Here is a 23872-nt window from a genome sequence, read left to right as displayed (position 1 = left end):
TGCGATCCTTGAGCCTGGCTTCGGTATATCATCGCTGCAATGCGGGCACTGCAACTGTACATGAGATAACGCAACGATAATGACGGGGCTTCTCTCAGCCGCAAAAGATGGATGAACACGCATGGCACCTGGCGATCACCGAAGGCTTGTGCTCCAGCCTTCCCCCTGAACCCGGTACCGGACCTTGCAATAGTTGACTTGAACACGAGCAGGCGCACTGATTCTTCGGCTTTTCCTCGGCAGGAGTGCCTGGATAGCCCGGCCGAAGGGATCGCTGGACCGGCAAAGACGCATCATTGAGTATCAACGGAGGGGAACTCATGGCAACCTTTAGCAAAAGGGCAAATGCCTCCGGGCCGGGAGATCATCTGGACAACGATCTCGGGTTGAAGAACGATTTGCCCGTATCGGAGGCTGAACCCTCCGGCGCTCTTCAAAATGTCCTCATCGATACAAAGACCTTCGGCATCCGCCTGGCCGATACCGAAGACGGCCGCAATTCCGCCAGCCTGCTGATCAACAAGATGTATGCGTGGCGCGGCTATGGTTCCTCCCACAAGGTCGAATCCAATCCCAACCGGATCACGCTGGCCGCATCGGAAAAGGACGGCACGACGATCGGTACCGTGACCCTGGGTATCGACTCGTCGTCCGGCCTGCTGGCGGACGAGATCTTCAAGGATCACGTCGATGCGCTGCGCCATGACGGCGGAAAGCTGTGCGAAATCACCAAGCTCGCATTCGACCACACCGTACGCTCGAAACACGCGCTGGCGGCACTGTTTCACACGCTGTTCATTTACTCCTACCATATCCATGGCCGCACCCATGCGCTGATCGAAGTCAATCCGCGCCATCGCCGCTTCTACGAAAGCATGTTGGGATTCAAACGCGTGGGAACCGTGCGGGAGAACCCCCGTGTGCAGGCGCCCGCCTACCTGCTGGCCGCCGAGCTGACCGAGATGGCGGAACAGATCAGGCAATTCGGCGGCACCGCCGACAAGGCCCCCAGCCAGGCCCAGCGATCACTCTTCCCATTCTTCTTCTCCGTGCGGGAAGAGGAAGGTATCCTGAATCGCCTGAAGTCGATTTCCTGACAGCGGCCGCGCAAACAAAATGCCCCGCTCACGCGGGGCATTCCGGGAGCCGGCCATGCAGCCGGCGCATTCATCAATACGCTTACCAGATGATCACGCGCTCCTTCGGCGCCAGGTACATCTTGTCGCCGGTCTTCACCTTGAAGGCTTCGTAGAAGCCCGGCTGGTTGCGCATCGTGCCGTTGGCGCGGAACTGGCCGGGAGCGTGCGGATCGGTCTTGATCTGCACGATCTGCGCAGGTTCACGCATCTTCATGCGCCATACCTGCGCCCACCCCATGTAGAAGCGCTGGTCGCCCGTCAGGCCATCGATCACCGGCGCCTTCTTGCCCTTCAGTGACAGCTTGTAGGCCTTGTACGCCACGGCCAGGCCGGAGTTGTCGCCGATGTTCTCGCCCAGTGTCAGCTCGCCGTTCACGCTATAGCCCGGCAGTGGGCTGTAGGCGCCGTATTGCGCCACCAGCTGGCTGGTCTTGGCCTTGAAGTTCTTGTGGTCGGCCGGGCTCCACCAGTCGCGCAGGTTGCCGTCGCCATCGTACTGGGCGCCCTGGTCGTCGAAGCCGTGGCTGATCTCGTGGCCGATCACGCCGCCGATCGCGCCGTAGTTCACCGCATCATCCGCCTTGGGATCGAAGAATGGCGGCTGCAGGATCGAGGCCGGGAACACGATCTCGTTCATTTCCGGGTTGTAGTAGGCATTCACGGTTTGCGGCGTCATCAGCCACTCGTCGCGGTCGATCGGCTTGCCCAGCTTGTTCAATTCCTTGTTGTAGTTGAACTCGTTGGCGCGCTGCACATTGCCCAGCAGGTCGTCGCGCTTGACCGTCAGCGCCGAGTAATCGCGCCACTTGTTCGGGTAGCCGATCTTGGTGGTGAACTTGGCCAGCTTGGTCTGCGCTTCCTTCTTCGTGGCCGGCGTCATCCAGTCCAGCGTATTGATGCTTTGCCGGAACGCGGTCAGCAGGTTCTTCACCAGTACTTCCATGCGCGCCTTGTATTCGGCCGGGAAGTGCTGCTGCACATAGACCTTGCCGATCGCTTCGCCAAACGCCGCTTCCGTGGAGCTGACGGCGCGCTTCCAGCGCGGCCGGTTTTCGGTCGCACCCGACAGCGTGGTGCCGTAGAACGCGAAGTTCTCGTCGACGAAGGCTTTCGACAGGTACGGTGCCGCGTCGTGGATCAGCTGCCACTGCGCATAGGCCTTCAGCGTATCGATCGGCGTATCGGCCAGCACCTTGTCCAGTGCCTGGAAATAGGTCGGCTGGCTGACGATCACATACGTGGCCTTGCCCTGGATGCCGGTGGCGGCCAGGTAGGCATTCCAGTCGAAGCCGGGCATCAGCTCGCCGACCTTGGCGATGTCGTACTTGTTGTACGCCTTCACCGGGTCGCGCAGTTCGACCTTGCTCCACTGGATCTTGGCGATCTCGGTCTCGAACGCCACGATGGCCCTGGCATTGGCGGCGGCATTCGCATCGCCGGCCAGCGTCAGCATCTTCGCCACGTGGGTCTCGTACTTGGCCAGCGCCTCGGCCAGCTTGGCGTCATCCTTCTTCAGGTAGTAGTCGCGGTCCGGCAGGCCCAGGCCGTCCTGGAAGAAATCGACCACGTACTTGGTCGAATCCTTGTTGTCCTGGTGGATGGTCAGGTTGACCGGCGCCGTCACGCCATGGCGGTTGAATTCGGCGAACAGCTGCGGCAGCGCTTTCTTGTCGCCGATCGCGGCGATCTTCGCCAGGTTGTCCTTGATCGGCGCGACGCCCAGCTGCTCGACGCGCGCTTCATCCATGAAGCTGGCGTAGAAGTCGCCGATGCGCTGCTGGTCCGCATCCTTCGCGCTCGCGGCCGCGTCCTCGATGATCTTGCGCAGCTGCGGCTGGGTATCCTCGTGCAGCTTGTGGAACGCGCCCCAGCTGGATTTATCGGCCGGGATCTCGGTGGTGGCGAGCCACTTGCCGTTGGTGTGAACGAAGAAATCGTCCTGGGCGCGCACGGATGGGTCGATATATTCGATCGCGATGCCCGATGCGGCGGTCTTGGTCGGGGCCTTGTCGGCCGCGCCGGCAACGCCGCACACGCCGGCCAACAGGCTCAGCGTCAATGCACTTAACAGGTGTCGTTTCAAGGTGGTTTTCCCTCTAGTTTGGACAATGGGTTTACCGGTCGATGCCGGTCGGCCGACAATACCATACCGGCCCGCCGTGAATGCAAAAAGACCACGGGCTGTGGTCTTTTTGCCAGCTCGTCACTGGATGCTCGTCACCAGATGATCACGCGTTCTTCCGGCTTCAAATACAGCTTGTCGCCTTCCTTCACGCCGAATGCTTCATAGAAGCCGGGCTGGTTGACCACGGTACCGTTGGCGCGGAAGCGGCCCGGCGAATGCGGGTCGGTCTTCACCTGCACGATCTGCTGCGCTTCGCGCATCTTGGCGCGCCATACCTGCCCAAAGCCCATGTAGAAGCGCTGCTCGCCCGTCAGGCTGTCGATCACCGGCGCCGGCTGGCCGTTCAGCGACAGCTTGTATGCCTTGTACGCGATCGCCAGCCCCGAGTTGTCGGCGATGTTCTCGCCCAGGGTCAGCCTGCCGTTGACGTTGTAGCCGGGCAGCGGGCTGTAGCCGTCGTACTGCGCCACCAGCCGGTCGGCCTTGGCCTTGAAGTTGGCGCGGTCCTGCTCGGTCCACCAGTTGCGCAGGTTGCCGTCGCCGTCGGACTGGCTGCCCGAATCGTCGAAGCCATGGCTGATCTCGTGGCCGATCACGGCACCGATCGCGCCGTAATTCACGGCATCGTCCGCTTTCGCATCGAAGAACGGCGGCTGCAGGATCGCGGCCGGGAACACGATCTCGTTGGTCGTCGAGCGGTAATAGGCGTTCACGGTTTGCGGCGTCATGCCCCATTCGGCGCGGTCGACCGGCTGGCCCAGCTTGGCGATGTTGCGGTCATAGTCGAATTCCGTGGCACGGCGCAGGTTGCCCAGCAGGTCGCCACGCACGGTCTTGAACTTCGTGTAGTCGCGCCACTTGTCCGGATAGCCGATCTTCGGCGTGAACTTGGCCAGCTTGGCTTGCGCTTCCTTCTTGGTCTCGGGGCTCATCCAGTCGAGCGTGTCGATGCTCTGCCGGTATGCCGCCAGCAGGTTCTGGACGAGCTTTTCCATCCGCTCCTTGCGCTCCGGCGGGAAGTGCTGCGCCACGTACAGCTTGCCCAGGCCTTCGCCGATCGCGCCTTCGACCACGCCCACGCCACGCTTCCAGCGTGGCGGCTGTTCCGTCACGCCCGTCAGCACGGTGCCATAGAACGCGAAGTGCGCATCGGCGAACGGCTTCGACAGGTACGGCGACGCTTCACGCAGCAGCTGCCACGTGAAGTAGGCCTTCCAGGTAGCGAGATCGGTGTCGTTCAGCACCTTCACGAAACCCTGCAGGTAGCTGGGCTGCATCACGATCACATAATTGGGAAACTGAGCGGGCAACTGAGCGGGCACCTGAGCGGGAACCTGAGCAGGCGCCTGGGCAGGCACTTTCGCCGTCTGGCCCGTGATGCCCGCGGCGGCCAGGGTGCCCTGCCAGTCATAGCCGGGCGCCAGCGCGGCCAATTGCCCGATCGCCACCTTGTTGTAGCGCTTGACGGGATCGCGGTTCTCCACCTTGGTCCACTGCGCCTGCGCCAGTGCGGTCTCCAGCGCCACGATATGCTTCGCCTGCGCGGCGCCATCCTTCTGGCCGGCCAGTGCCAGCACCCTGGCGATGTGCAGCTCGTATTTCGCCAGCGCGTCGGCCAGCTTGGCGTCGTCCTTCTTCAGGTAGTAATCGCGGTCCGGCAAGCCCAGGCCGCTCTGCGCCACGTAGGCCACGTAGCGCGACGATTCGCGTGCATCCTGCGACACGCGCACCGCATACGGCGTCACCACGCCCAGGCGGTTCAGGTACGCCACCAGTGCGGGCAACGCCGCCTTGTCCTTCACGGCGGCGATGCGTGCCAGCTCCGCTTTCAGCGGCCTGGTGCCCAGCGCATCGAGTTTTTTCTCGTCCATGTAGCTGGCGTACAGGTCGGCGATCTTCGCTTCGTCACCCTGCAGGTTCTTGCGCGCCGCCAGAGCTTCGATGATGCCGCGCAGCTGTGGCAGCGTATCGTCGCGCAGCTTCATGAACGAGCCCCAGCTGGCCTTGTCGGCCGGGATCTCGGCCGTCTTCAGCCAGCCGCCGTTCAGGTGTTCGAAGAAGTCGTCCTGCGGGCGCACGCCATGGTCGATGTACTGGGTGTCGATGCCGGATACCGGCGCAGCGGTGTCGGCTGCCATCGCGCCCGTGGCGCACAGTGCAAGAATGAGGGTGGAGAGGAGATGTCGTTTCACGTGGCCGCTTTCGGAAAGGGGAACGGTCCTTCGTGGGGCCCGGTCCCGGGATTGACTCTTGGTTGCGGGTGGCGCGCTGCCGCATGGCGTCGCTGGCCCATCCGTTAGCGTACACGAGGTTGCGGACGCGCGCACCTGCACCTGCACGTGCACGTGCACCTGACCTGCACCGCGCGCCGCCAGCGCTCAGCGGCCGATGCCGATCCCGCCGCCGATGTTTCCCATGCCACCACCCATGCCCCCGCCCGCTCCGCCTCCCGGCCCGCCACGGTGCCCGCCGCCGCCTTCGCCGCGCGGTCCGCCACCGCCGCCATTGCCGCCACCCGGCCCTTCCGGCTTGCGTTGCAGCTGTTCGGCGAGGAACACGGCCACCGCGCGGCGCTGGGGCTCGTCGAGCGCATCGTTCACCGTCAGCCACCACTCGCGCAGCTGCTTTTCCTCCGAAAGTTCGGCGCCGCCTTCCCCGTCGAGCGCGCCGGCCAGGTCGCGCAATTCGACATCGGCCTTCTGCAAGGCCTGCAGCGATGCGGCCTGCATCCGTTCCGCGCGCGACTGGCGCTCGCGCAGCAGCGCCCGGGTCCGGCTCTCGGTCTGCTGCCACAGGGTCTGCTGGTTGGCATTGAGTTTGAGCGAGTCCTTCAGCGCAGGCGCCATCATCAGCAAGTCCTGCGCGCGCATGTCCATCATCGGCAGCGCGCCCGCCGGGCCGGCGATCAGCAAAGCGGCGGCCAGCGCGGCCGCGCCCTTCGTCAACGTGTTCATGAATGCTCCGTGCAAAAAAAAGCCTGCGCTGGGAACGCAGGCCAAAACCACTTCAGGGTAGAGAGAAATACGGGCCAAGTGTAGGACGCGATTTCATGCCTTTCCGGCATTCTTACATTTCCTTACTCTCATTAACGCAGACGTACAAGCCGTCAAGAAGCGGCAATGTTGTCCGGTTTATAAAAATGAATCGAAGGGCAATCTAAATCGCCTCCAGGCGCCGGCGCGCCGTGCGCAGGCCACTACATTGTGGAAAATCGGGTTTATACTGATCCGGCGGCCGTCGAGTGACCGCTGCGCGTCTTGAAGGGCATCTACATGAGTAACTGCGTGAACAATCGCGATAGCAACGGCGCCGGCACGGACGTGGGCGATAACGTGGGCAATAGCGCAAGCAAGAGCGCGAAGGGTGGCCTGAAGGGTGCACTCAACCGCGCGGGCCTGGTCGGCCTCGGCGTCGTGGCCGGCATCGCCGTATCGCTGCAGTTTTCCGCGATGGCGCAACGTGCCGAGGAGCCTGCCTTGCCGCTGGAGGAATTGCGCCAGCTGGCCGATGTGTATGGCTTGATCAAGTCCGATTACGTCGAGCAGGTCGAAGACAGGAAACTGCTGACCGACGCCATCTCCGGCATGGTCGCCTCGCTCGATCCCCACTCGGCCTATCTCGACAAGAAAGCCTACGCGGAGCTGCGCGAAGGCTCGCAGGGCCGTTTCGTGGGCCTGGGCATCGAGATCGCCCAGGGCGACGAAGGCTATATCCGCATCGTCGCGCCGATCGAGGATTCGCCGGCCTACCGCGCCGGCATCAAGGCCGGCGACCTGATCACCCGCCTCGATGCGATGCCGCTGAAAGGCATGTCGCTCGATGAATCGGTGAAGAAGATGCGCGGCGAGCCGCACAGCAAGGTCACGCTGACCGTGCTGCGCGACGATGAGCCGCTGCCCCTCACGTTCAACCTGGTGCGCGAGGAAATCCTGCAAAAGAGCGTCAAGGGCAAGATCGTCGAGCCGGGCTACGCGTGGCTGCGCGTGGCGCAGTTCCAGGAACCGACAGTGGACGACCTGGCCGCCAAGATCACCGAACTGTACCGCCAGGATCCCAACCTGAAGGGCATGGTGCTCGACCTGCGCAACGATCCCGGCGGCGTGCTGCAGGGAGCGATCGGCGTGGCCGCGGCGTTCCTGCCGAAAGACACGCCCGTGGTATCCACCAACGGCCAGTTGCCCGATTCGAAGCAGATCTACTACGCGCGCGCCGAGTACTATTCGCTGCGCAGCGACAGTGACCCGCTGGCGCGCCTGCCCGACGCCGTCAAGCGCATCCCGCTGGCGGTGCTGGTCAACACCGGTTCCGCGTCCGCCTCCGAAATCGTGGCCGGCGCGCTGCAGGACTACGGGCGCGCAACGATCCTCGGCACGCAGACGTTCGGCAAGGGTTCGGTACAAACCATCCGGCAGCTGACGGCCGACACGGCATTGAAGCTGACCACGGCGCGCTACTACACGCCGCACGGCCGCGCGATCCAGGCCAAGGGTATCGTGCCGGACCTGAAAGTGAACGAATATGCCGATGGCGACGGCCTGAACGCGCTGCGCATGCGCGAGGCGGACTTGTCCCGGCACCTGGCGAACGACCGCGAGGCGGAAGCCGCCAAGGAACGCCGCGACGAGCTGGAGGAGCAGGCTCGCATCCTGGCACTGGAGAAGAAGCGCAAGCCGCTCGAGTACGGCGGCGCCGGCGACTTCCAGCTGGCGCAGGCGCTGAACCACCTGAAGGGCTTGCCGGTGCAGACGGCCAAGCCGGAATCGGCGATCGTGCAAGCCGCCGCAAAGTAAGCGCGGGCTGCGCCGGATGGCAGGACGGCGCCTTCGGGCGTCGTTTTTTTACGCCGTTTTTTCAGGCATTTCTTCAGGTAAAATCTGCGCCTCAGCGGCGCTCGCGCCACTTAACGAATTCGAAAGTTTGCTTATGAAACAAGCCGTTATCAGCGGTACCGGGCTGTTCACGCCGCCGCACGCGATCTCGAACGAAGAGCTGGTGGAAGCCTTCAACGCCTATGTGGAACTGTTCAACCGGGAACATGCCGCCGCCATCGAGGCAGGCACGGTCGTCGCGCTGGAACCGTCGTCCGCCGCGTTCATCGAAAAGGCTTCGGGCATCAAGTCGCGCTATGTGATGGACAAGGCCGGCATCCTCGACCCGCAACGGATGGCGCCGCGCATCCCCGAGCGCGCCAACGAGGAACTGTCGCTGCAGGCGGAGATCTGCGTGGCCGCCGCCAGGGAAGCGCTGGCCCGCGCCAACCGCACGCCCGCCGACATCGACATGGTGATCGTCGCCTGTTCGAACATGCAGCGCCCGTACCCGGCCATGGCGGTCGAGGTACAGCAGGCCCTGGGCATCGAAGGTTTCGGCTTCGACATGAACGTGGCCTGCTCGTCCGCCACCTTCGGTATCCAGACCGGCGCCACCGCCGTGCAGACCGGCCAGGCCCGCGCGGTGCTCGTGCTGAACCCGGAAATCACCAGCGGCCACCTGGATTACCGCGACCGCGACAGCCATTTCATCTTCGGCGATGCCTGCACGGCCATCGTGATCGAAGCGCGCGATGCCGCCGTCTCGGCACACCAGTTCGAGATCGTCGACATGAAACTGAAGACCTCGTTCTCGAACAACATCCGCAACAACTTCGGCTTCATGAACCGCTTCGACGAAGCCGGCGTGGGCCAGCCGGACAAGCTGTTCAAGCAGCAGGGCCGCAAGGTGTTCAAGGATGTGTGCCCGATGGCCGCCGAGATGATCAAGCAGTCGATCGCCAGCGCCGGCCTGCAGGCCGAGGAGGTCCGCCGCTACTGGCTGCACCAGGCCAACCTGAACATGAACCAGCTGATCGCCCGCCTGATCCTGGGCCGCGATGCCACGGCCGACGAAGCGCCCGTGGTGCTGGACACGTACGCGAACACGTCGTCGGCCGGCTCGATCATCGCCTTCCACAAGTACCAGGACGACCTGCCGGCCGGCGCCGTCGGCGTCATCTGCTCGTTCGGTGCCGGCTACTCGATCGGCAGCGTGGTCGTTCGCAAGCTTTGATGTAGCCAACGGCGGAAAAACGGCCGAGGCGGCAGCGTCGGCCGTTTATACTTTCGGCAAGGGCCGGCATCCGCCGTCCCGCGCCACCTGAAAGGAACCCCGCCTGCATGCCCCATGACGTTCCGCTGATCACCACCATCGCTGCCGCGCTCGGCTTCGGTCTCGTCCTCGGCTTCATCGCCGCCCGCCTCAAACTGCCCGCCCTGGTCGGCTATCTCGCCGCCGGCATCCTGCTGGGCCCCGCCACTCCCGGCTTCGTCGCCGATGCCGCGCTGGCCGGCCAGCTGGCCGAGATCGGCGTCATGCTGATGATGTTCGGCGTGGGCCTGCATTTCTCGCTGGAAGACCTGTGGGAAGTGCGCAAGGTGGCGCTGCCCGGCGCCCTGCTGCAGATTGCCGCCGCCACCGCAATGGGCATGGGCCTGGCGCACTGGTGGGGCTGGTCGATCGGCGGCGGGCTGGTGTTCGGGCTCGCACTGTCTGTCGCCAGTACCGTGGTGCTGCTGCGCGCGCTGGAAGAACGGGGCATCCTCGATACCTTCAACGGCCGTATCGCAGTGGGATGGCTGGTCGTCGAAGACCTGGTAACGGTGATCGTGCTGGTGCTGCTGCCGGCGCTGGCGCCTTCGCTGGGCGGCGACACGGCCGGCGTCGATCCGAATGCCAGCATCTGGATGACGCTGGCCATCACGCTGGGCAAGGTGGCGGTATTCGTCGTCTTCATGCTGGCGGTGGGCCGCAAGCTGTTCCCGTGGATCCTCTGGCAAGTGGCGCGCACCGGCTCGCGTGAACTGTTCACGCTGTGCGTGATCGCGGCCGCCGTCGGCATCGCGTTCGCGGCAACCAAGCTGTTCGGCATCTCGTTCGCGCTGGGCGCCTTCTTCGCCGGCATGGTGCTGCGCGAATCGGCGCTGGCGCACCGCGCGGCACAGGAATCGCTGCCGCTGCGCGACGCCTTCGCGGTGCTGTTCTTCGTGTCGGTCGGCATGCTGTTCGAACCATCCATCATCATGGAACAGCCGCTGCAGCTGCTGGCGGTGGTGGCGATCATCATCTTCGGCAAGTCGCTGGCCGCCTTCCTGCTGGTGGTGCTGCTGCGCTATCCGGTCAAGACGGCGCTGATGGTCTCGGCCAGCCTGGCGCAGATCGGCGAATTCTCGTTCATCCTCGCCGCCCTGGGCATTTCGCTGAAGCTCATGCCGCAGGATGGCCAGAGCCTGCTGCTGGCCGGCGCCATCATCTCGATCGCCCTCAATCCGCTGGTGTTCGCCGCCAGCGGGCCGCTGGAGCGCTGGCTCGGCCGCAACAAGCTGCTGGCGGCGAAGTTCGACCGGCCGGCCGACCCGCTGGCCGAACTGCCGATGACCACGGCGCGCACCAAGCTGTCCGGCCAGGTCGTGCTGGTGGGTTACGGCCGCGTCGGGCGCCACATCGCCCGCACGCTCAACGAGCACGGCATCCACTACGTGGTGGCGGAGCAGAACCGCGAACTGGTCGACGAACTGCGGCGCGACGGCATCCCCGCCGTCGCCGGCAACGCGGGCGAGCCAGCGGTGCTGATCCAGGCCCACATCGCCCACGCCAGGATGCTGGTGATCGCCACCCCGGATACCTTCCACGTGCGCGCGATGATCGAGACGGCGCGTGCGCTGAATCCGGGCATCCGCACCGTCGTGCGCACCCACAGCGACGAGGAAGCGGACATGCTGCGCCAGGAGCAGGCCGGCAAGATCTTCATCGGCGAACAGGTCCTGGCCGACAGCATGAGCGACTACGTGCTCGACACCTTCCGCCAGCCGGCCGTGGCCGCCCATTGAGCGCCGCCGGGTTCGTGCCCGTGACCGGCCCGGCCCCAGGGCGGACGCGAACCGGGCAGCCGGGCGTGGAACAGGCTCGGTGCGCCACCTAACCGTACACACGTGGCTACCCTTGTGTTCCTCACCCCGTTACCGTACGCTGGAACCATGAGGCAACTGTTGCTGCTATTGTGTTTAGGGTGGAGTGCACCCGCGCTGGTGTTCGCGCAGGGGCCGCGTACCGACGCGCCCAAGCTGCAGGTAGCCGTCAAGCGCATCATGCAGGATGCGCTGCACATGTACGAGATCGATGCCAGCGGCACCGTGCAGGCGCCGCTGCCGGTGGTCTGGCGCATCCTCACCGGGTATGACAGGATGGAGGAATTCGTGCCGGACCTGGTGTCGTGCCGGGTTCTGTCACGCAACGGCAATGAAGTGATCATCGAACAGTTCGGCAATGCCCGCTTCCTGTTCATGTCCCGCTCGATCCACCTGATCGTGCGCGCGACCGAGCAACCGATGTCGTCGATCGACATCGCGCTCATTTCCGGCGACATGAAGCATTACGAATCGCGCTGGGAACTGGTGCCCGTGCCGGAAACGGGCGGCACCAAAGTGCTGTACACGGGCCGCATGATGCCCAATTTCTACGTGCCGGGCATCCTCGGCACGAACATCATCCGCGGCGACATCGAGCGCATGATGGGCGCCGTGATGGCGCGGCTCGACAAGGGTATCGCGCCGCGCGCGCTGCCCTCGGCCGGCACGGACATCGCCCGCACCGGCGCGGCCGTGCCGCCGGCGCCGCGCTGACCGTCGTTGCCGGGGCCGGAACCGCTCAGGCCGGGTACTGGTCGCGCGTCCGTACTTCGGCGAAATTCTCCAGGCTGCCGATCCGGATCACCACGGGGTTCATGCTTGCCTGCGCATGCATCGGCCGCCAGGCGAACTTCCATTCCTGCTCCGCCGCGTCCTGCGCGGCCATCGTGAACGCCGAGCCCAGCCGCGCACGGCTGCCATATTCGACGGCGCCGTCGATACCGGCCCAGTTCGGCAGCGTGCGCTGCACGGCGCGGTGCACGCGTTCGCCGAATTCCTCGGTGTTATGGATGACCAGGCAAGCATCGGCGCCGAAGTGGTCGAACAAATCGCGGCTCCATGCCTGCGAGAACGACAGCGTGAGGAAGCCGGCATCGGGCCGCAGCACGAAATGGCCCAGGCTGAGCGCCTGGTCCAGTTCGTTGCGGGGGCCATAGCGGTGCAGGGTCGGGGGGCGTTGGTAGTCGTGCATGAATTCGGGCCTAAGTTTATTTCGTGGCGTTTATTTCGTGGCTTGCTCGCCGGCTTTGGGTGCCCGGCGCACGTGGCGCATCGCGCGCATCGCCGACGAAGCGATGAAGATCTCGCGCAGCAGGAAGCCGAAGCTGGCAATCAGGCTGCCCACCGACGCGGCGAACAGGCCGGCAATGTATTTGTCGAGCGTGACGTCGGTGGTATCGCCCACGAACAGCAGGGCGATCACGATGCCGACGAACAGGCCGCACAGCGTCGACAGCGTGATCGCCATGTTGATGTAGTGCGAGCGGCGGTACAGCACGTCCAGCTCGGTCAGGTAATTGTCGTTGTAGGCGATGTCGAGGCGGTCTTCGAGCACGCGCGAACGGTCGATGATGCGTGCCAGGCGATTGATCAGCACCATCAGGGCGGTGCAGACACCGTTCAGGAGAAATACCGGTGCGATCGCCAGTTGAATGATGTGGCCGATGTCGCCCAGCTGAATGTTCATTGCCATATTATTATGTGCGCTCCGCGGGACGACACGCCCGCTCCAGGCGCAAGTGTAGCAGGGCCGCCGCACGGCGGCGAAGGCCGGCTGGCTTAAAATCGCCCGAAGCGGCGGAACGCTTCGGTAGCCGCCACCAGTTCGCGGCTGATGCCCAGCTCCATGGCCCCATGGCCGGCGTCCGGCACCATTTTCACGACCGAGCCCGGCCAGTGCCGGTGCAGCTGCCACGCGGTGACCGGCGGACAGATCACATCGTAGCGCCCGTGCACGATCACGGCCGGCAGGTGGGCGATGCGCGCCACGTTCTTCAGCAGCTGGCCTTCCTCGAAAAAGCCCAGGTTTGCCATGTAGTGCGCTTCCAGCCGGCCCAGCCCCAGGTCCAGCGTATCGCACGGCGGTTCTTCCGGCTGCGGCATCAGGAATACGCGGCGCCCTTCGAACCGGCTCCATGCCCGGACCGCCGGCCAGTAGATGTCCGGATCGGCATCCATGATGCGCCGGTAGTAAGCCTGGAGCAGGTCGCCGCGCTCCGCTTCGGGAATGGCGGCCGCGAATTCCTCGTGGATTTCCGGATGAAACCACTGGGCGCCGTCGATGAACCAGTCGATTTCCCGCGCCGTGCACAGGAAGACCCCGCGCAGCACGAACCCGAGGCAGCGCTCCGGGTGGGTCTGGCCATAGGCCAGCGCCAGCGTCGAGCCCCACGAGCCGCCGAACACGAGCCACCGGTCGATGCCCATCAGCTCGCGCAGCCGCTCCATGTCCGACACCAGCAGTTGCGTGGTGTTGCCGCGCGTTTCACCCAGCGGCGTCGACTTGCCGGCGCCACGCTGGTCGAACAGGATCACCCGGTAGTGGCGTGGATCGAAGAAGCGCCGGTGCTGCACGGACAGTCCGGCCCCCGGCCCGCCATGCAGGAACACCACGGGAATGCCCTGCGGATTGCCCACCTCTTCCCAGTAGATCGTGTGCAGCTCGTCCACCTGCAGCATGCCGGTGCGCAGCGGGTCGACGGGCGGGAACAGGTAGGCGGAAGGGTCGGGCATGTGGCGGCTCCTCGAAAAAATCGTCAAAAAAGTGTGTTGATGGCACGTTGCACATTGTAATCGTCGTCGACGAGCAGCAGTACCTGCCACTTGTCGAACGTGGTGCAGGGATGCGAGATGCCGCAGCCGACCAGGTCGCCTACCTGGACGTCCACCCCGTCCGGCAGCCGCAGATAGGCATGCTGGTCGTTCATCTTGTCGATGCGCGCGCCATCCGGCAATGCCACGGGATGGGCGGCGCCCGGGCGGTGCACGGCCAGCGCAAGCGGCAATCCCAGGTCGTACGACGCATCGCGCTTGCCCATCGACAGGATCGCCAGGCCCGGCTCCGGCCGCGACAGCACGATGCTCCACACTTCGAGTGCCGGCCGCAGCCCGTCGGCCGCTTGGGCTTCGGCCCCTTCGCGCGCCGCCAGTTCCGCCGTCAGATCCAGGTAGTGGCCATGATCGCTGGTCAGGTAGCAACCGCTGCGCAGCACCGGCAGTACCGGCCGCGACAGGCCCGCCACCGCGCCGAACGCGCGCGCCACCAGGTCGAAATACGACGAGCCTCCCGCGGACAGCAGGATCTGCGGGCCGCCGAACAATCCCTCCGCATCGAGCTGCCGCGCCAGCGCGCTTACCTGGGCAAGGAAGGCCTCGACGCGCTCGACATCGGCGGCCCGGTCATCGCTGACCCGCAAGCCTTCATAGCCTTCGATGCCGGCCAGTTGCAATCCGGGCGCCGCGGCAATGGTGCGTGCCAGCGCCAGCGCATCGTCAAGCGTACGGCAGCCCGCGCGCTTGCCGGCAATGCCCAGCTCCACCAGCACCGGCAGCGGCCGCCCGATCCCGGCGCCGGCCGCGGCGCCGGACAGCCGCCGAACGCCTTCGGCCGAATCGGCCAGCACGAACAATTCAAAGCCCGGATCGTCGCGCAGCAGTGACAGCAGCGCGCGGATGTCGGCCGGGGCGACCAGCTCGTTGGCAAGCAGCACGCGGCGCACGCCGCAACGCGCCGCGGCCAGCACCTGCGGCGCCGTGGCCAGCGTGATGCCCCATGCGCCGTTGGCCAGCTGCGCGCCGAACAGTTGCGGGCTCATCGTGGTCTTGCCGTGCGGCGCCAGCACCACATCGTAGCGGGCGCAAAAAGCCCGCATCCAGCCCAGGTTGTGCAGCAGGCTGGAGGTCTTCAGCACCGCCACCGGAAAGCTGGTGTCGGCCGCGAGCACGTTCCAGCGCTGCACGCCGACCATGTGCTGGCGCAGCGGCTGCGCGATCGGCAAGCCCTTGGTGCCGGGCTGCAGCAGTTGTTCGTCGAGTTCAGCCAGGAACAGGCCGCCGTCGGGCAGGATGGTCATGCGGTCCTCGCAAGCATGGAAAATTGTTGGGAATGACAGGGAAGCACCGGAACGGACGTAAGAACAGACGTCAAGTCAGGCGCCAGGGCAGGCGCGAGGACAGTCGCCAGTGCGGCTACCAGGACAGGAGCCGAAAACACGCGGGGACAGGCCCCGGTGCGGGCTTGCCCGACACCAGGTACCTGTCCCCGCGTGCGCTACCTGTTACCTGTTACCTGCACTGCCGGATCCCGGCAGTTTGCCGCCATTGCAGCTTACGACATGTGCTGGCCGCCGTTGATGGCGATGTTGGCGCCCGTCACGAAAGCGGCTTCATCCGATGCCAGGTAGGCGACCAGGCCAGCCACTTCATCCGGCTTGCCCAGGCGGCCCATCGGGATTTGCGGCAGGATCTTCGAATCGAGCACGTCCTGCGGGATTTCGGTGACCATCTTGGTGCCGATATAGCCCGGCGAGATGGTATTCACGGTCACGCCCTTGCGCGCCACTTCCAGCGCCAGCGCCTTGGTGAAACCGTGCACGCCGGCCTTCGCGGCCGAATAGTTGGTCTGGCCGAAGGCGCCCTTCTGGCCGTTGACGGACGAGATGTTGATGATCCGGCCCCAGCCGCGTTCGACCATGCCGTCGGTGACCGGTTTCGTCATGTTGAACACGGAATCCAGGTTCGTGCGCAGCACGGCATCCCAGTTCACCTTGTCCATCTTCTTGAACGTCATGTCACGGGTGATGCCCGCGTTGTTGACCAGCACGTCGACCGGGCCGATGTCGCGGGTAATCGCGGCAACGCATGCCTGGGCCGACTCGTAGTCGCCCACGTCGGCAGGATAGGCGGCGAAGTTGTAGCCCTTCTCCTTCATCTCGTCCAGCCAGGCCTGGTACTTCGTGTTGTTCGGGGAATACGTGGTTACCACCTTGTAGCCCAGTGCAAGCAGCTTGATGCTGATTGCTTCGCCCAGACCGCCCATGCCGCCCGTTACCAATGCAACTCGTGCCATATGACATCCCCTCTAATTAGCGTACTCCGCACACAAAAACAAAGGGCCACTGCGTATGTGGCCCCCCTTCACTACTCTTCTTATTCGCGTTCGACGGCCAGCGCCACGCCCATGCCGCCGCCGATGCACAGCGAAGCCAGGCCTTTCTTGGCATCGCGGCGCACCATCTCGTGCAGCAGCGTCACCAGGATACGGGCGCCGGAAGCACCGATCGGGTGGCCGATGGCGATCGCGCCGCCATTCACGTTGATCTTGCTGGTATCCCAGCCCATTTCCTGGTTCACGGCGCAGGCCTGGGCGGCGAAGGCTTCATTGATTTCCAGCAGGTCGAGGTCTTGCGGCGACCAGCCGGCCTTCTTCAGCGCCAGCGTGCTGGCCGGTACCGGGCCCATGCCCATGTACGCCGGGTCGAGGCCGGACGAGGCGTAAGCCTTGACGCGCGCCAGCGGCTTCAGGCCCAGTTCCTTGGCCTTCGCGGCGGACATCATCACCACGGCGGCGGCGCCGTCGTTGAGGCCGGAGGCATTACCGGCGGTAACGCTACCCTCCTTGTTGAAGGCGGGGCGCAAGCCCTGCAGGCCTTCCAGCGTGGAACCGGCCTTGATGTATTCGTCGCTGTCGAACACGATCGTGCCCTTTTTCTGCGCGATTTCCAGCGGCAGGATCTCGTCCTTGAACTTGCCTTCCTTCTGCGCCGTTTCCGCCTTCAGCTGCGACTGCAGCGCGAATTCATCCTGCTGGGTGCGCGAGATTTCATACTTCTTCGCGACGTTCTCGGCGGTGATGCCCATGTGGTACTGGTTGTACACGTCCCACAGGCCATCGACGATCATGGTGTCCGTCATCTTCGCGTCGCCCATGCGGAAGCCGTCGCGCGAACCGTTCAGCACGTGCGGCGAGGCGCTCATGTTTTCCTGGCCACCGGCAATGACGATGTCGGAGTCGCCGGCCTTGATCGCCTGCGCCGCCAGGAACGTGGCCTTCAGGCCGCTGCCGCACACCTTGTTGATCGTGTAGCCGGGAATCGCGTTCGGCAGGCCGGACTTGATCACCGCCTGGCGGCCCGGATTCTGGCCCACGCCGGCCGTCAGTACCTGGCCCAGGATCACTTCGCTGATCAGGTTCGGATCGATGCCGGTCTGCGCCAGCAGGCCCTTGATCACGTGCGCACCGAGGTCGGCTGCGGGGATCTTGGCCAGGCTGCCGCCAAATTTGCCGACCGCGGTACGGGCCGCGGCAACGATGACTACGTCTTCCATGTACATTCTCCAGTGCACTGACCAGCTAGGTCAGCAGGGTTGTCGAAGCGCTACTACTTTTCATTCTATCGGGTTGCGCGGCAAGCTACCAGCGAAGTCCTTGCTGAGCTCGCCTAAACGATGCTGGGCCGAATTGGCCACGCCCACCACCTGGCGGCCATACCGCTGGGCACGCTCCATGGCTTGCTGGGAGTGCGACGCCGTCAGGCAGACCAGGTCGCGGGGTTCGCGCACGAACAGCAACTGGTTCGAGACGGCACTGGCCGCCGCGATCCCCTCGCGCGCCGCATGCACGTTCAGCTCGACCAGGCTGGCGCTGCTTTCAAAGGCGGCGCGCAACAGCGCGTTGCAGCCGGCCACCTGGGATTCGGCCAGGCCGCGGGTGACATCGGCCAGCTCGGCTGGCAGCGCGTTCGGCAGCGCGGCCGGAAATGCCGCCGAGAATGCCGCCGGCAATGTCGCTGGCGAAGTCATCGGAAACGCGGCAGCAGCGGACCAGTCGTTGAAGAACTGCGGGGAAAGCATGAACATGGGACGTCCTTTCGCAAAGCGGCGGAGCGGACCGATCCCGGCCAATACTGGTGGGCGAATAGTGCTGGGCGAATAGTGCTGAGCTGATGTTGCCGAGCTACTGCTGCTGAGCTACTGCTGCCAAGCTACCGTTGCTGAGCTGATGTTGCTGAGCTGATGTTGCTGAGCTGACGTTGCTGAGCTACGGCTGCCGGACAAATTCACCTGAGCAAAATGGCTGAGATTCCGCAAAGGCTTTCATGCTAATTGGCAGAGCTGGCCAGTTATTTGATAAATATCAAACTCTGCGTCATGAGAGCAATTTAATGCCATCCAGCGATGCGGCGCACTGCTCGCGGATCACCTTCACGAAATCCGCCACATATGCTTTTTGCCGCAATGCTTCCGGGACCGACACGTACAGGTCGCTCCACAGTCCATGGTCGCCGACCGGCCGGGCCACCACGTAGTCGTAGTCGACATAGTTCTTGATCGCCCAGTTCGGCAGCGCGGCAATGCCGCGGCGGCTGGCCACGAGCTGCAGGATGGCCACCGTCAGTTCCGCCGTGCGGCGGCCGAACTGCACGTCCGCCGGCCGCAGTACTTCGCGGATCAGGTCGATGCGCTCTTCCGGCACCGGGTAGGTGATCAGCGTTTCGCCTTCGAAGTCGGCGGCGGCGAGGCGGCGCTGGCTGGCCAGCCGGTGCTTCTGCGCCATCACGGTCAGGATTTCAAAGCGGAACAGCGGGAATGTCGCGTACTGGCTCCGGTAGTCGGAGCCGATCACCAGGTCGGCGCTGCCCGCGCGCAGCAGGTCGACCGGTTCGCTGTGGAAGCCCGACACCAGGTCGATTTCCACGTCGGGCCAGCGCTTGCGGAATTCATCCATCACCGGCATCAGCCAGTCGAAACAGGTATGGCATTCCAGTGCCACGCGCAGCTGGCCCTGGTCACCCTGCATCAGCCGTACCACGTCGCGCTCGGCCAGCTCGATCTCGGGCAGCAGCATGTCGGCCAGCCGCAGCAGCCGCGCGCCGGTGGCGGTGAAGCCGATCGGCACCGACTTGCGTTCGAACAGCGGTCCGCCGTAGCGGTCTTCCAGCAGCTTGATCTGGTGCGACAGTGCCGACTGGGTGAGGTTCAGCAGTTGGGCAGCACGCACGAGGCTGCCTGCGGAGCGCAACGCGGCAAGCGTGCGCAAATGGCGGATCTCCAGCATGGTCAATGAATTATTTTCATGTTAAACCGCAAAATGTTTCGTTTGGCTTATAGAGAGCATTGTCGCACACTCTACTTCACCAATATTTAACTCTTGTGACATGAAAAACATTTACACGCACATCCCCGGTTTTCCCCGCGTCGGCGCACAGCGCGAACTGAAGACGGCCCTGGAGCGCCACTGGCGCGGTGAACTGGCGGCCGTGGAGCTGGAAGCGGAAGGCCGTGCGCTGCGTGCGCGCCACTGGGCGCGCCAGCGTAATGCCGGCCTGGACTTCGTCACCGTGGGCGACTTCGCCTTCTATGACCACGTGGCCAACCACATCCAGCTGTTCGGCTGCGAACCGGCGCGGTTCGGCTTCCAGGCTGAAACACCGCTGGAGCGCTATTTCACGCTGGCGCGGGGACGCGCCGGTGCACCGCGCGGCGACTGCGCCTGTGGCCACGGTAGCGCCAATGGCCAGGACAGCCACGCAGGCCACGACAGCGGCAGCCCGGCGCTGGAAATGACCAAGTGGTTCGACACGAACTACCACTACCTGGTGCCCGAACTGGACGCCGCCACGCACTTCGAACTGTCTTCCACCCGCCTGTTCGACGAAGTGGACGAAGCGCTGGCACTGGGCCATGCCGTGAAGGCCACGCTGATCGGCCCCCTGACTTTCCTGTGGCTGGCCAGGAGCACCGATGCGACGCCGCGCCGCGATTTGCTGGACTGCCTGCTGCCCCGCCTCTTGCCCATCTATGGCCAGGTGCTGGCGCGGCTGAAGGAACAGGGCGTGGCCTGGGTACAGGTCGAGGAACCCATCCTCGGGCTCGACCTGCCGCAGGAATGGCGCAGCGCCTTCGACACCGCGTACTGGCAGCTGAACCAGGCTGGCGCGCCGCTGCTGCTGGCCACCTATTTCTCGCCGCTGGAAGAGAACCTGTCGCTGGCCTGCCGCCTGCCCGTCGCCGGGCTGCACGTGGATGGCGTGCGCGCCGCGCATGAACTGGTCAGCGTGGCCGACTGGCTGCCGGTGCACAAGGTGCTGTCGGTCGGCATCGTCGATGGCCGCAATATCTGGCGCACCGACCTCGACGCGGCGCTGGGCACGCTGGCACCAATACTGGAAAAGCGCAACGGCCAGCTGTGGCTGTCCACCTCGTGCTCGCTGCTGCACGTGCCGTACAGCCTGGAGGCGGAAACCGCGCTCGATCCGGAACTGGCATCGTGGCTGGCTTTCGCGCATGAAAAGCTCGATGAGCTGGCGGTCCTGAAAACCGCGATCGAGCAGCCCGGGGCGGCAGCCGCAGCGCTGGCGGCGTCACGCGCGGCCATCGCCACGCGCCGCGCCAGCCCGCGCGTGCGCGATGCGGCAGTGCGGGCTCGGCTGGCTACCCTGCCGGACCATGCCGCGCAGCGCAAATCGCCCTTCGCCGAGCGCCGGCTGCTGCAGGGAGCAAAGCTGAACCTGCCGCCCTTCCCCACCACCACCATCGGCTCGTTCCCGCAAACGCCGGCGATCCGCTCGGCCCGCGCCGCCTACAAACGCGGCGACCTGGACGGCACCGGGTACGAAGCGGCCATGCGCGCCGAGATCGAACACGCGATCCGCCGCCAGGAAGCGCTGGGGCTGGACGTGCTGGTGCATGGCGAAGCCGAACGCAACGACATGGTCGAGTACTTCGGCGAACACCTGGCCGGCTTCGCGTTCACCCGGAACGGCTGGGTGCAGTCGTATGGCTCGCGCTGCGTGAAGCCGCCGGTCATCTGGGGCGACGTGTCGCGGCCGGCGCCGATCACCGTGGCGTGGGCGCGCCATGCGCAAAGCCTCACGCCACTGCCCGTGAAAGGCATGCTGACCGGTCCGGTGACGATCCTGCAATGGTCCTTCGTGCGCGACGACCAGCCGCGCGCCGACACGGCCGACCAGATCGCCCTGGCCATGCGCGACGAGGTGGACGACCTGCAGCAGGCCAGCATCGACATCGTGCAGATCGACGAACCGGCGTTGCGCGAGGGCTTGCCGCTGCGCCAGGCACGCCGCGCCGCCTACCTGGACCGGGCGGTGCGCGCCTTCCGCCTGACGGCCGCGGTGGCGCGGGACGGCACGCAGATCCATACCCACATGTGCTACGCCGAGTTCAACGACATCCTGCCGCAGATCGCCGCGCTCGATGCCGACGTGATCACCATCGAGACCTCCCGTTCGGCCATGGCGCTGCTCGACGCCTTCGGCGATTTCCGCTACCCGAACGACATCGGGCCGGGTGTCTACGACATCCACTCGCCGCGCGTGCCGGACCGCGAGGAGATGCTGGCGCTGCTGCGCCGTGCCCGCGCCGTCATCCCGGCCGGACAGCTGTGGGTCAACCCCGATTGCGGCCTGAAGACGCGCGGCTGGCCGGAAACCGAGGCGGCCCTGCGGCACATGGTCGACGCGGCGCGGCAGATGCGCGCGGAGTGGGCCAGTGAAGCGGCAAGTGAAACGGCCAGGACAGCGGCCAATGCAGCGGCCAATGCGGCGCTTGCTGCAGAGCCCGGTCCGTTGCTGAACAAGGTGGCCGCCGAAGCGGACAGCGGCACGGCTGAAGCCGCATGAATACAGGGCCGGGAGGCTGTTCCGTACGTGAAAATGCCTCACCGATAATTGTTTTTTGACAGTAAAATGCTCGGGCCCGGGCCTGCCCGAACTTTTTATTGCCGTCATGTCCAAAAGCCCGTTTCAAAAGCCCATCGAAATCAAGATTTCCACCGTCGTTGCCGTCTCCGCGATCCTGCACACGTCCGACCGCATCGCCCTCGATGCCGCCCTGCGCGGCATGACGGGTGGTGTTGCCGATTTTTTTGAAGGCGACCTCGCCGTCATCGACGTCGGCGACCTGGCGCCCGGTTCCGAACGCATCGACTGGGCCGGCACGATCGAGCTGCTGAAGAAGTACCGCCTGAATCCGGTGGCCGTGCGCAACGCGCGGCCGGACATGCTGGAAGAAATCCAGGCCCTCGGCCTGTCGATCGATACCGGCAAGCGCGACGATGCCGGCCCATCCACCGCAGTGCCGGCTCCTGCTCCGGCTCCCGCTCCTGCTCCCGCTCCTGCTCCTGCTCCTGCTCCAGTGCCGGCGGCCGCGCCTGCCGCGCCGGCCAACACCGGCACGATCATCATCGACACCCCGGTGCGTGCCGGCCAGCGCATCTATGCGCGCGGCGGCGACCTGATCGTGATGGCCGTCGTCAACAACGGCGCCGAGATCATCGCCGACGGCAGTATCCATGTGTACAACACCCTGAATGGCCGCGCGCTGGCCGGCGCCTCCGGCGACGCGACCGCGCGCATCTTCGCCCTGTCGATGTCGCCAGAACTGGTGTCGATCGCGGGTGTTTACCGGACGTTCGAGGATGGTTTCCCCGTCGAGCAGGCCAAGCAGCCCGCACAAATCAGGCTCAGCGGCGACAAACTGGATATACAATCTGTCAATTAAGGCAATTCAACAGGCAACGCGTCCGCGCCCCGCGCCTGAGCTTTCACACTAAAAGGATTATTCGTGGCAAGAATTATTGTTGTAACGTCCGGCAAGGGCGGTGTCGGCAAGACGACTTCCAGCGCCAGCTTCTCCACCGGTCTCGCGATGCGTGGCCACAAGACCGCCGTGATCGACTTCGACGTGGGCTTGCGCAACCTCGACCTGATCATGGGTTGCGAGCGCCGCGTCGTCTATGACCTGATCAATGTGATCAACAAGGAAGCCTCGCTGCCGCAGGCACTGATCAAGGACAAGCACTGCGACAACCTGTTCATCCTGCCGGCGTCGCAAACGCGCGACAAGGATGCGCTGTCGGAAGACGGCATCGAGCGCGTGCTGGCCGAGCTGATCGACATGGGTTTCGAATACATCATCTGCGATTCGCCGGCCGGCATCGAGCATGGCGCCCTGATGGCGCTGACCTTCGCCGACGAAGCCATCGTCGTCACCAATCCGGAAGTGTCCTCGGTGCGCGATTCCGACCGCATCCTCGGCATCCTGCAGGCGAAGTCGCGCCGCGCGCAATCCGGCGGCGAACCGGTCAAGGAACACCTGCTGATCACCCGCTATGCGCCGAAGCGCGTGGAAGCGGGCGAGATGCTGAGCTACACGGACGTGCAGGAAATCCTGCGCATCCCGCTGATCGGCATCATTCCGGAATCGGAACAGGTGCTGCATGCATCGAACCAGGGTAACCCTGCGATCCACTTCAAGGGCACGGACGTGGCCGAAGCCTATGAAGACGTCATCGCCCGCTTCCTGGGCGAAACCCGGCCACTGCGCTTCACGGACTATGAAAAACCGGGATTGTTCAAGCGCATCTTTGGAGGAAAGTAAATGGCCCTGCTATCTTTCCTGTTCCCCAGCAAGCCGAAAACAGCCAACGCCGCAAAGGAGCGGCTGCAGATCATCATCGCGCGCGAACGCAACGGCCGCAGCGGCCCGGACTTCCTGCCCGCACTGCACAAGGAACTGATCGAGGTGATCTCGAAGTACACGAAAGTGAATGCCGACGACATCAAGATCTCGCTGGACCGCCAGGGCAACCTGGAAGTGCTCGACGTCAACGTCGTGCTGCCGGACGCGTAATCCCGGCCGTACCGGTG

General features: G+C 64.8%; 20 protein-coding genes. 9 read left to right on the top strand and 11 right to left on the bottom strand.

Annotated elements, in window-relative coordinates:
* Positions 1–320: 320 nt before the first annotated feature.
* Positions 321–1097 carry an N-acetyltransferase gene (locus tag OU994_RS02530; protein WP_281609497.1) on the top strand — a complete coding sequence of 259 codons (777 nt, stop codon included), beginning with the start codon at positions 321–323 and terminating at the stop codon, positions 1095–1097.
* Positions 1098–1179: 82 nt separating this feature from the next.
* On the opposite strand, the gene OU994_RS02525 is transcribed toward OU994_RS02530, so the two are convergent.
* The 3 genes from OU994_RS02525 to OU994_RS02515 all read right to left on the bottom strand — a co-directional run bounded on the left by OU994_RS02525 (position 1180) and on the right by OU994_RS02515 (position 6218).
* Entirely contained in the window at positions 1180–3222 is a 2043-nt protein-coding gene (locus tag OU994_RS02525; RefSeq protein ID WP_281609496.1) for a M13 family metallopeptidase, read from the bottom strand.
* 134 nt (positions 3223–3356) lie between these two features.
* Complete coding sequence (locus OU994_RS02520; protein ID WP_373922535.1) at positions 3357–5456, bottom strand: M13 family metallopeptidase; 2100 nt, start codon at positions 5454–5456, stop codon at positions 3357–3359.
* 186 nt (positions 5457–5642) lie between these two features.
* Complete coding sequence (locus OU994_RS02515; protein ID WP_281609495.1) at positions 5643–6218, bottom strand: hypothetical protein; 576 nt, start codon at positions 6216–6218, stop codon at positions 5643–5645.
* 495 nt (positions 6219–6713) lie between these two features.
* Here OU994_RS02515 and OU994_RS02510 point away from each other — a divergent pair, with 495 nt between their 5' ends.
* The 4 genes from OU994_RS02510 to OU994_RS02495 all read left to right on the top strand — a co-directional run bounded on the left by OU994_RS02510 (position 6714) and on the right by OU994_RS02495 (position 11918).
* Positions 6714–8054, top strand: coding sequence for a S41 family peptidase (locus OU994_RS02510; protein ID WP_131149393.1), 1341 nt, complete (start codon positions 6714–6716; stop codon positions 8052–8054).
* 133 nt (positions 8055–8187) lie between these two features.
* Entirely contained in the window at positions 8188–9309 is a 1122-nt protein-coding gene (locus OU994_RS02505; RefSeq protein ID WP_281609494.1) for a beta-ketoacyl-ACP synthase III, read from the top strand.
* A 107-nt stretch (positions 9310–9416) separates the two neighbouring features.
* Positions 9417–11126: a YbaL family putative K(+) efflux transporter gene (ybaL, locus tag OU994_RS02500; RefSeq protein ID WP_281609493.1), complete on the top strand. Its 1710-nt coding sequence runs from the start codon at positions 9417–9419 to the stop codon at positions 11124–11126.
* Positions 11127–11273: 147 nt separating this feature from the next.
* On the top strand, positions 11274–11918 hold the full coding sequence (locus OU994_RS02495) for an SRPBCC family protein (protein ID WP_281609492.1): 645 nt from the start codon (positions 11274–11276) through the stop codon (positions 11916–11918).
* A 25-nt stretch (positions 11919–11943) separates the two neighbouring features.
* Here the strand turns inward: OU994_RS02495 and OU994_RS02490 are convergent, their stop codons facing one another.
* From OU994_RS02490 to OU994_RS02455, 8 genes are all read right to left on the bottom strand, one after another.
* The gene (locus OU994_RS02490; RefSeq protein WP_281609491.1) at positions 11944–12396 is read right to left on the bottom strand and encodes a hypothetical protein; all 453 of its coding nucleotides are present in this window, start codon (positions 12394–12396) and stop codon (positions 11944–11946) included.
* A 30-nt stretch (positions 12397–12426) separates the two neighbouring features.
* Positions 12427–12891 carry a DUF2721 domain-containing protein gene (locus tag OU994_RS02485; protein ID WP_281609490.1) on the bottom strand — a complete coding sequence of 155 codons (465 nt, stop codon included), beginning with the start codon at positions 12889–12891 and terminating at the stop codon, positions 12427–12429.
* A gap of 92 nt (positions 12892–12983) precedes the next feature.
* Positions 12984–13937, bottom strand: coding sequence for a prolyl aminopeptidase (gene pip / locus OU994_RS02480; protein WP_281609489.1), 954 nt, complete (start codon positions 13935–13937; stop codon positions 12984–12986).
* 23 nt (positions 13938–13960) lie between these two features.
* Positions 13961–15277 (bottom strand): amino acid deaminase, encoded by a 1317-nt coding sequence (locus OU994_RS02475; protein WP_281609488.1) that lies wholly within the window; start codon positions 15275–15277, stop codon positions 13961–13963.
* Positions 15278–15531: 254 nt separating this feature from the next.
* Positions 15532–16272 (bottom strand): acetoacetyl-CoA reductase, encoded by a 741-nt coding sequence (phbB, locus tag OU994_RS02470; protein WP_131148314.1) that lies wholly within the window; start codon positions 16270–16272, stop codon positions 15532–15534.
* Positions 16273–16352: 80 nt separating this feature from the next.
* The gene (locus OU994_RS02465; protein WP_281609487.1) at positions 16353–17531 is read right to left on the bottom strand and encodes an acetyl-CoA C-acetyltransferase; all 1179 of its coding nucleotides are present in this window, start codon (positions 17529–17531) and stop codon (positions 16353–16355) included.
* A 60-nt stretch (positions 17532–17591) separates the two neighbouring features.
* On the bottom strand, positions 17592–18062 hold the full coding sequence (locus OU994_RS02460) for a phasin family protein (RefSeq protein WP_281609486.1): 471 nt from the start codon (positions 18060–18062) through the stop codon (positions 17592–17594).
* A 289-nt stretch (positions 18063–18351) separates the two neighbouring features.
* Positions 18352–19260 carry a LysR family transcriptional regulator gene (locus OU994_RS02455; RefSeq protein ID WP_131148317.1) on the bottom strand — a complete coding sequence of 303 codons (909 nt, stop codon included), beginning with the start codon at positions 19258–19260 and terminating at the stop codon, positions 18352–18354.
* 100 nt (positions 19261–19360) lie between these two features.
* On the opposite strand from OU994_RS02455, the gene metE reads away from it, so the two are divergent.
* From metE to minE, 4 genes are all read left to right on the top strand, one after another.
* Complete coding sequence (gene metE, locus OU994_RS02450; protein WP_281609485.1) at positions 19361–21844, top strand: 5-methyltetrahydropteroyltriglutamate--homocysteine S-methyltransferase; 2484 nt, start codon at positions 19361–19363, stop codon at positions 21842–21844.
* A gap of 106 nt (positions 21845–21950) precedes the next feature.
* A complete protein-coding gene (minC, locus tag OU994_RS02445; protein WP_281609484.1) occupies positions 21951–22724 on the top strand; it encodes a septum site-determining protein MinC in 774 nt (257 codons plus the stop codon).
* A 63-nt stretch (positions 22725–22787) separates the two neighbouring features.
* Entirely contained in the window at positions 22788–23603 is an 816-nt protein-coding gene (gene minD / locus OU994_RS02440) for a septum site-determining protein MinD (protein ID WP_281609483.1), read from the top strand.
* Positions 23604–23855 (top strand): cell division topological specificity factor MinE, encoded by a 252-nt coding sequence (minE, locus tag OU994_RS02435; protein ID WP_131148321.1) that lies wholly within the window; start codon positions 23604–23606, stop codon positions 23853–23855. It abuts the gene before it with no gap.
* The last annotated feature ends 17 nt before the right edge of the window (positions 23856–23872 follow it).

This window comes from Pseudoduganella sp. SL102 (assembly GCF_027856995.1).
In the GTDB taxonomy this organism is placed as follows: Bacteria; Pseudomonadota; Gammaproteobacteria; order Burkholderiales; family Burkholderiaceae_D; genus Rugamonas; species Rugamonas albidiflava.
This window is presented reverse-complemented; position numbering and strand designations above follow the sequence as displayed.

Coding starts and splice junctions, on each gene's coding strand:
- OU994_RS02530 (WP_281609497.1), top strand. CDS start 321: ATGGCAACCTTTAGCAAAAGGGCAAATGCCTCCGGGCCGGGAGATCAT.
- OU994_RS02515 (WP_281609495.1), bottom strand. CDS start 6,218: ATGAACACGTTGACGAAGGGCGCGGCCGCGCTGGCCGCCGCTTTGCTG.
- OU994_RS02510 (WP_131149393.1), top strand. CDS start 6,714: ATGGCGCAACGTGCCGAGGAGCCTGCCTTGCCGCTGGAGGAATTGCGC.
- OU994_RS02505 (WP_281609494.1), top strand. CDS start 8,188: ATGAAACAAGCCGTTATCAGCGGTACCGGGCTGTTCACGCCGCCGCAC.
- ybaL (WP_281609493.1), top strand. CDS start 9,417: ATGCCCCATGACGTTCCGCTGATCACCACCATCGCTGCCGCGCTCGGC.
- OU994_RS02495 (WP_281609492.1), top strand. CDS start 11,274: ATGAGGCAACTGTTGCTGCTATTGTGTTTAGGGTGGAGTGCACCCGCG.
- OU994_RS02490 (WP_281609491.1), bottom strand. CDS start 12,396: ATGCACGACTACCAACGCCCCCCGACCCTGCACCGCTATGGCCCCCGC.
- OU994_RS02485 (WP_281609490.1), bottom strand. CDS start 12,891: ATGAACATTCAGCTGGGCGACATCGGCCACATCATTCAACTGGCGATC.
- pip (WP_281609489.1), bottom strand. CDS start 13,937: ATGCCCGACCCTTCCGCCTACCTGTTCCCGCCCGTCGACCCGCTGCGC.
- OU994_RS02475 (WP_281609488.1), bottom strand. CDS start 15,277: ATGACCATCCTGCCCGACGGCGGCCTGTTCCTGGCTGAACTCGACGAA.
- phbB (WP_131148314.1), bottom strand. CDS start 16,272: ATGGCACGAGTTGCATTGGTAACGGGCGGCATGGGCGGTCTGGGCGAA.
- OU994_RS02465 (WP_281609487.1), bottom strand. CDS start 17,531: ATGGAAGACGTAGTCATCGTTGCCGCGGCCCGTACCGCGGTCGGCAAA.
- OU994_RS02460 (WP_281609486.1), bottom strand. CDS start 18,062: ATGTTCATGCTTTCCCCGCAGTTCTTCAACGACTGGTCCGCTGCTGCC.
- OU994_RS02455 (WP_131148317.1), bottom strand. CDS start 19,260: ATGCTGGAGATCCGCCATTTGCGCACGCTTGCCGCGTTGCGCTCCGCA.
- metE (WP_281609485.1), top strand. CDS start 19,361: ATGAAAAACATTTACACGCACATCCCCGGTTTTCCCCGCGTCGGCGCA.
- minC (WP_281609484.1), top strand. CDS start 21,951: ATGTCCAAAAGCCCGTTTCAAAAGCCCATCGAAATCAAGATTTCCACC.
- minE (WP_131148321.1), top strand. CDS start 23,604: ATGGCCCTGCTATCTTTCCTGTTCCCCAGCAAGCCGAAAACAGCCAAC.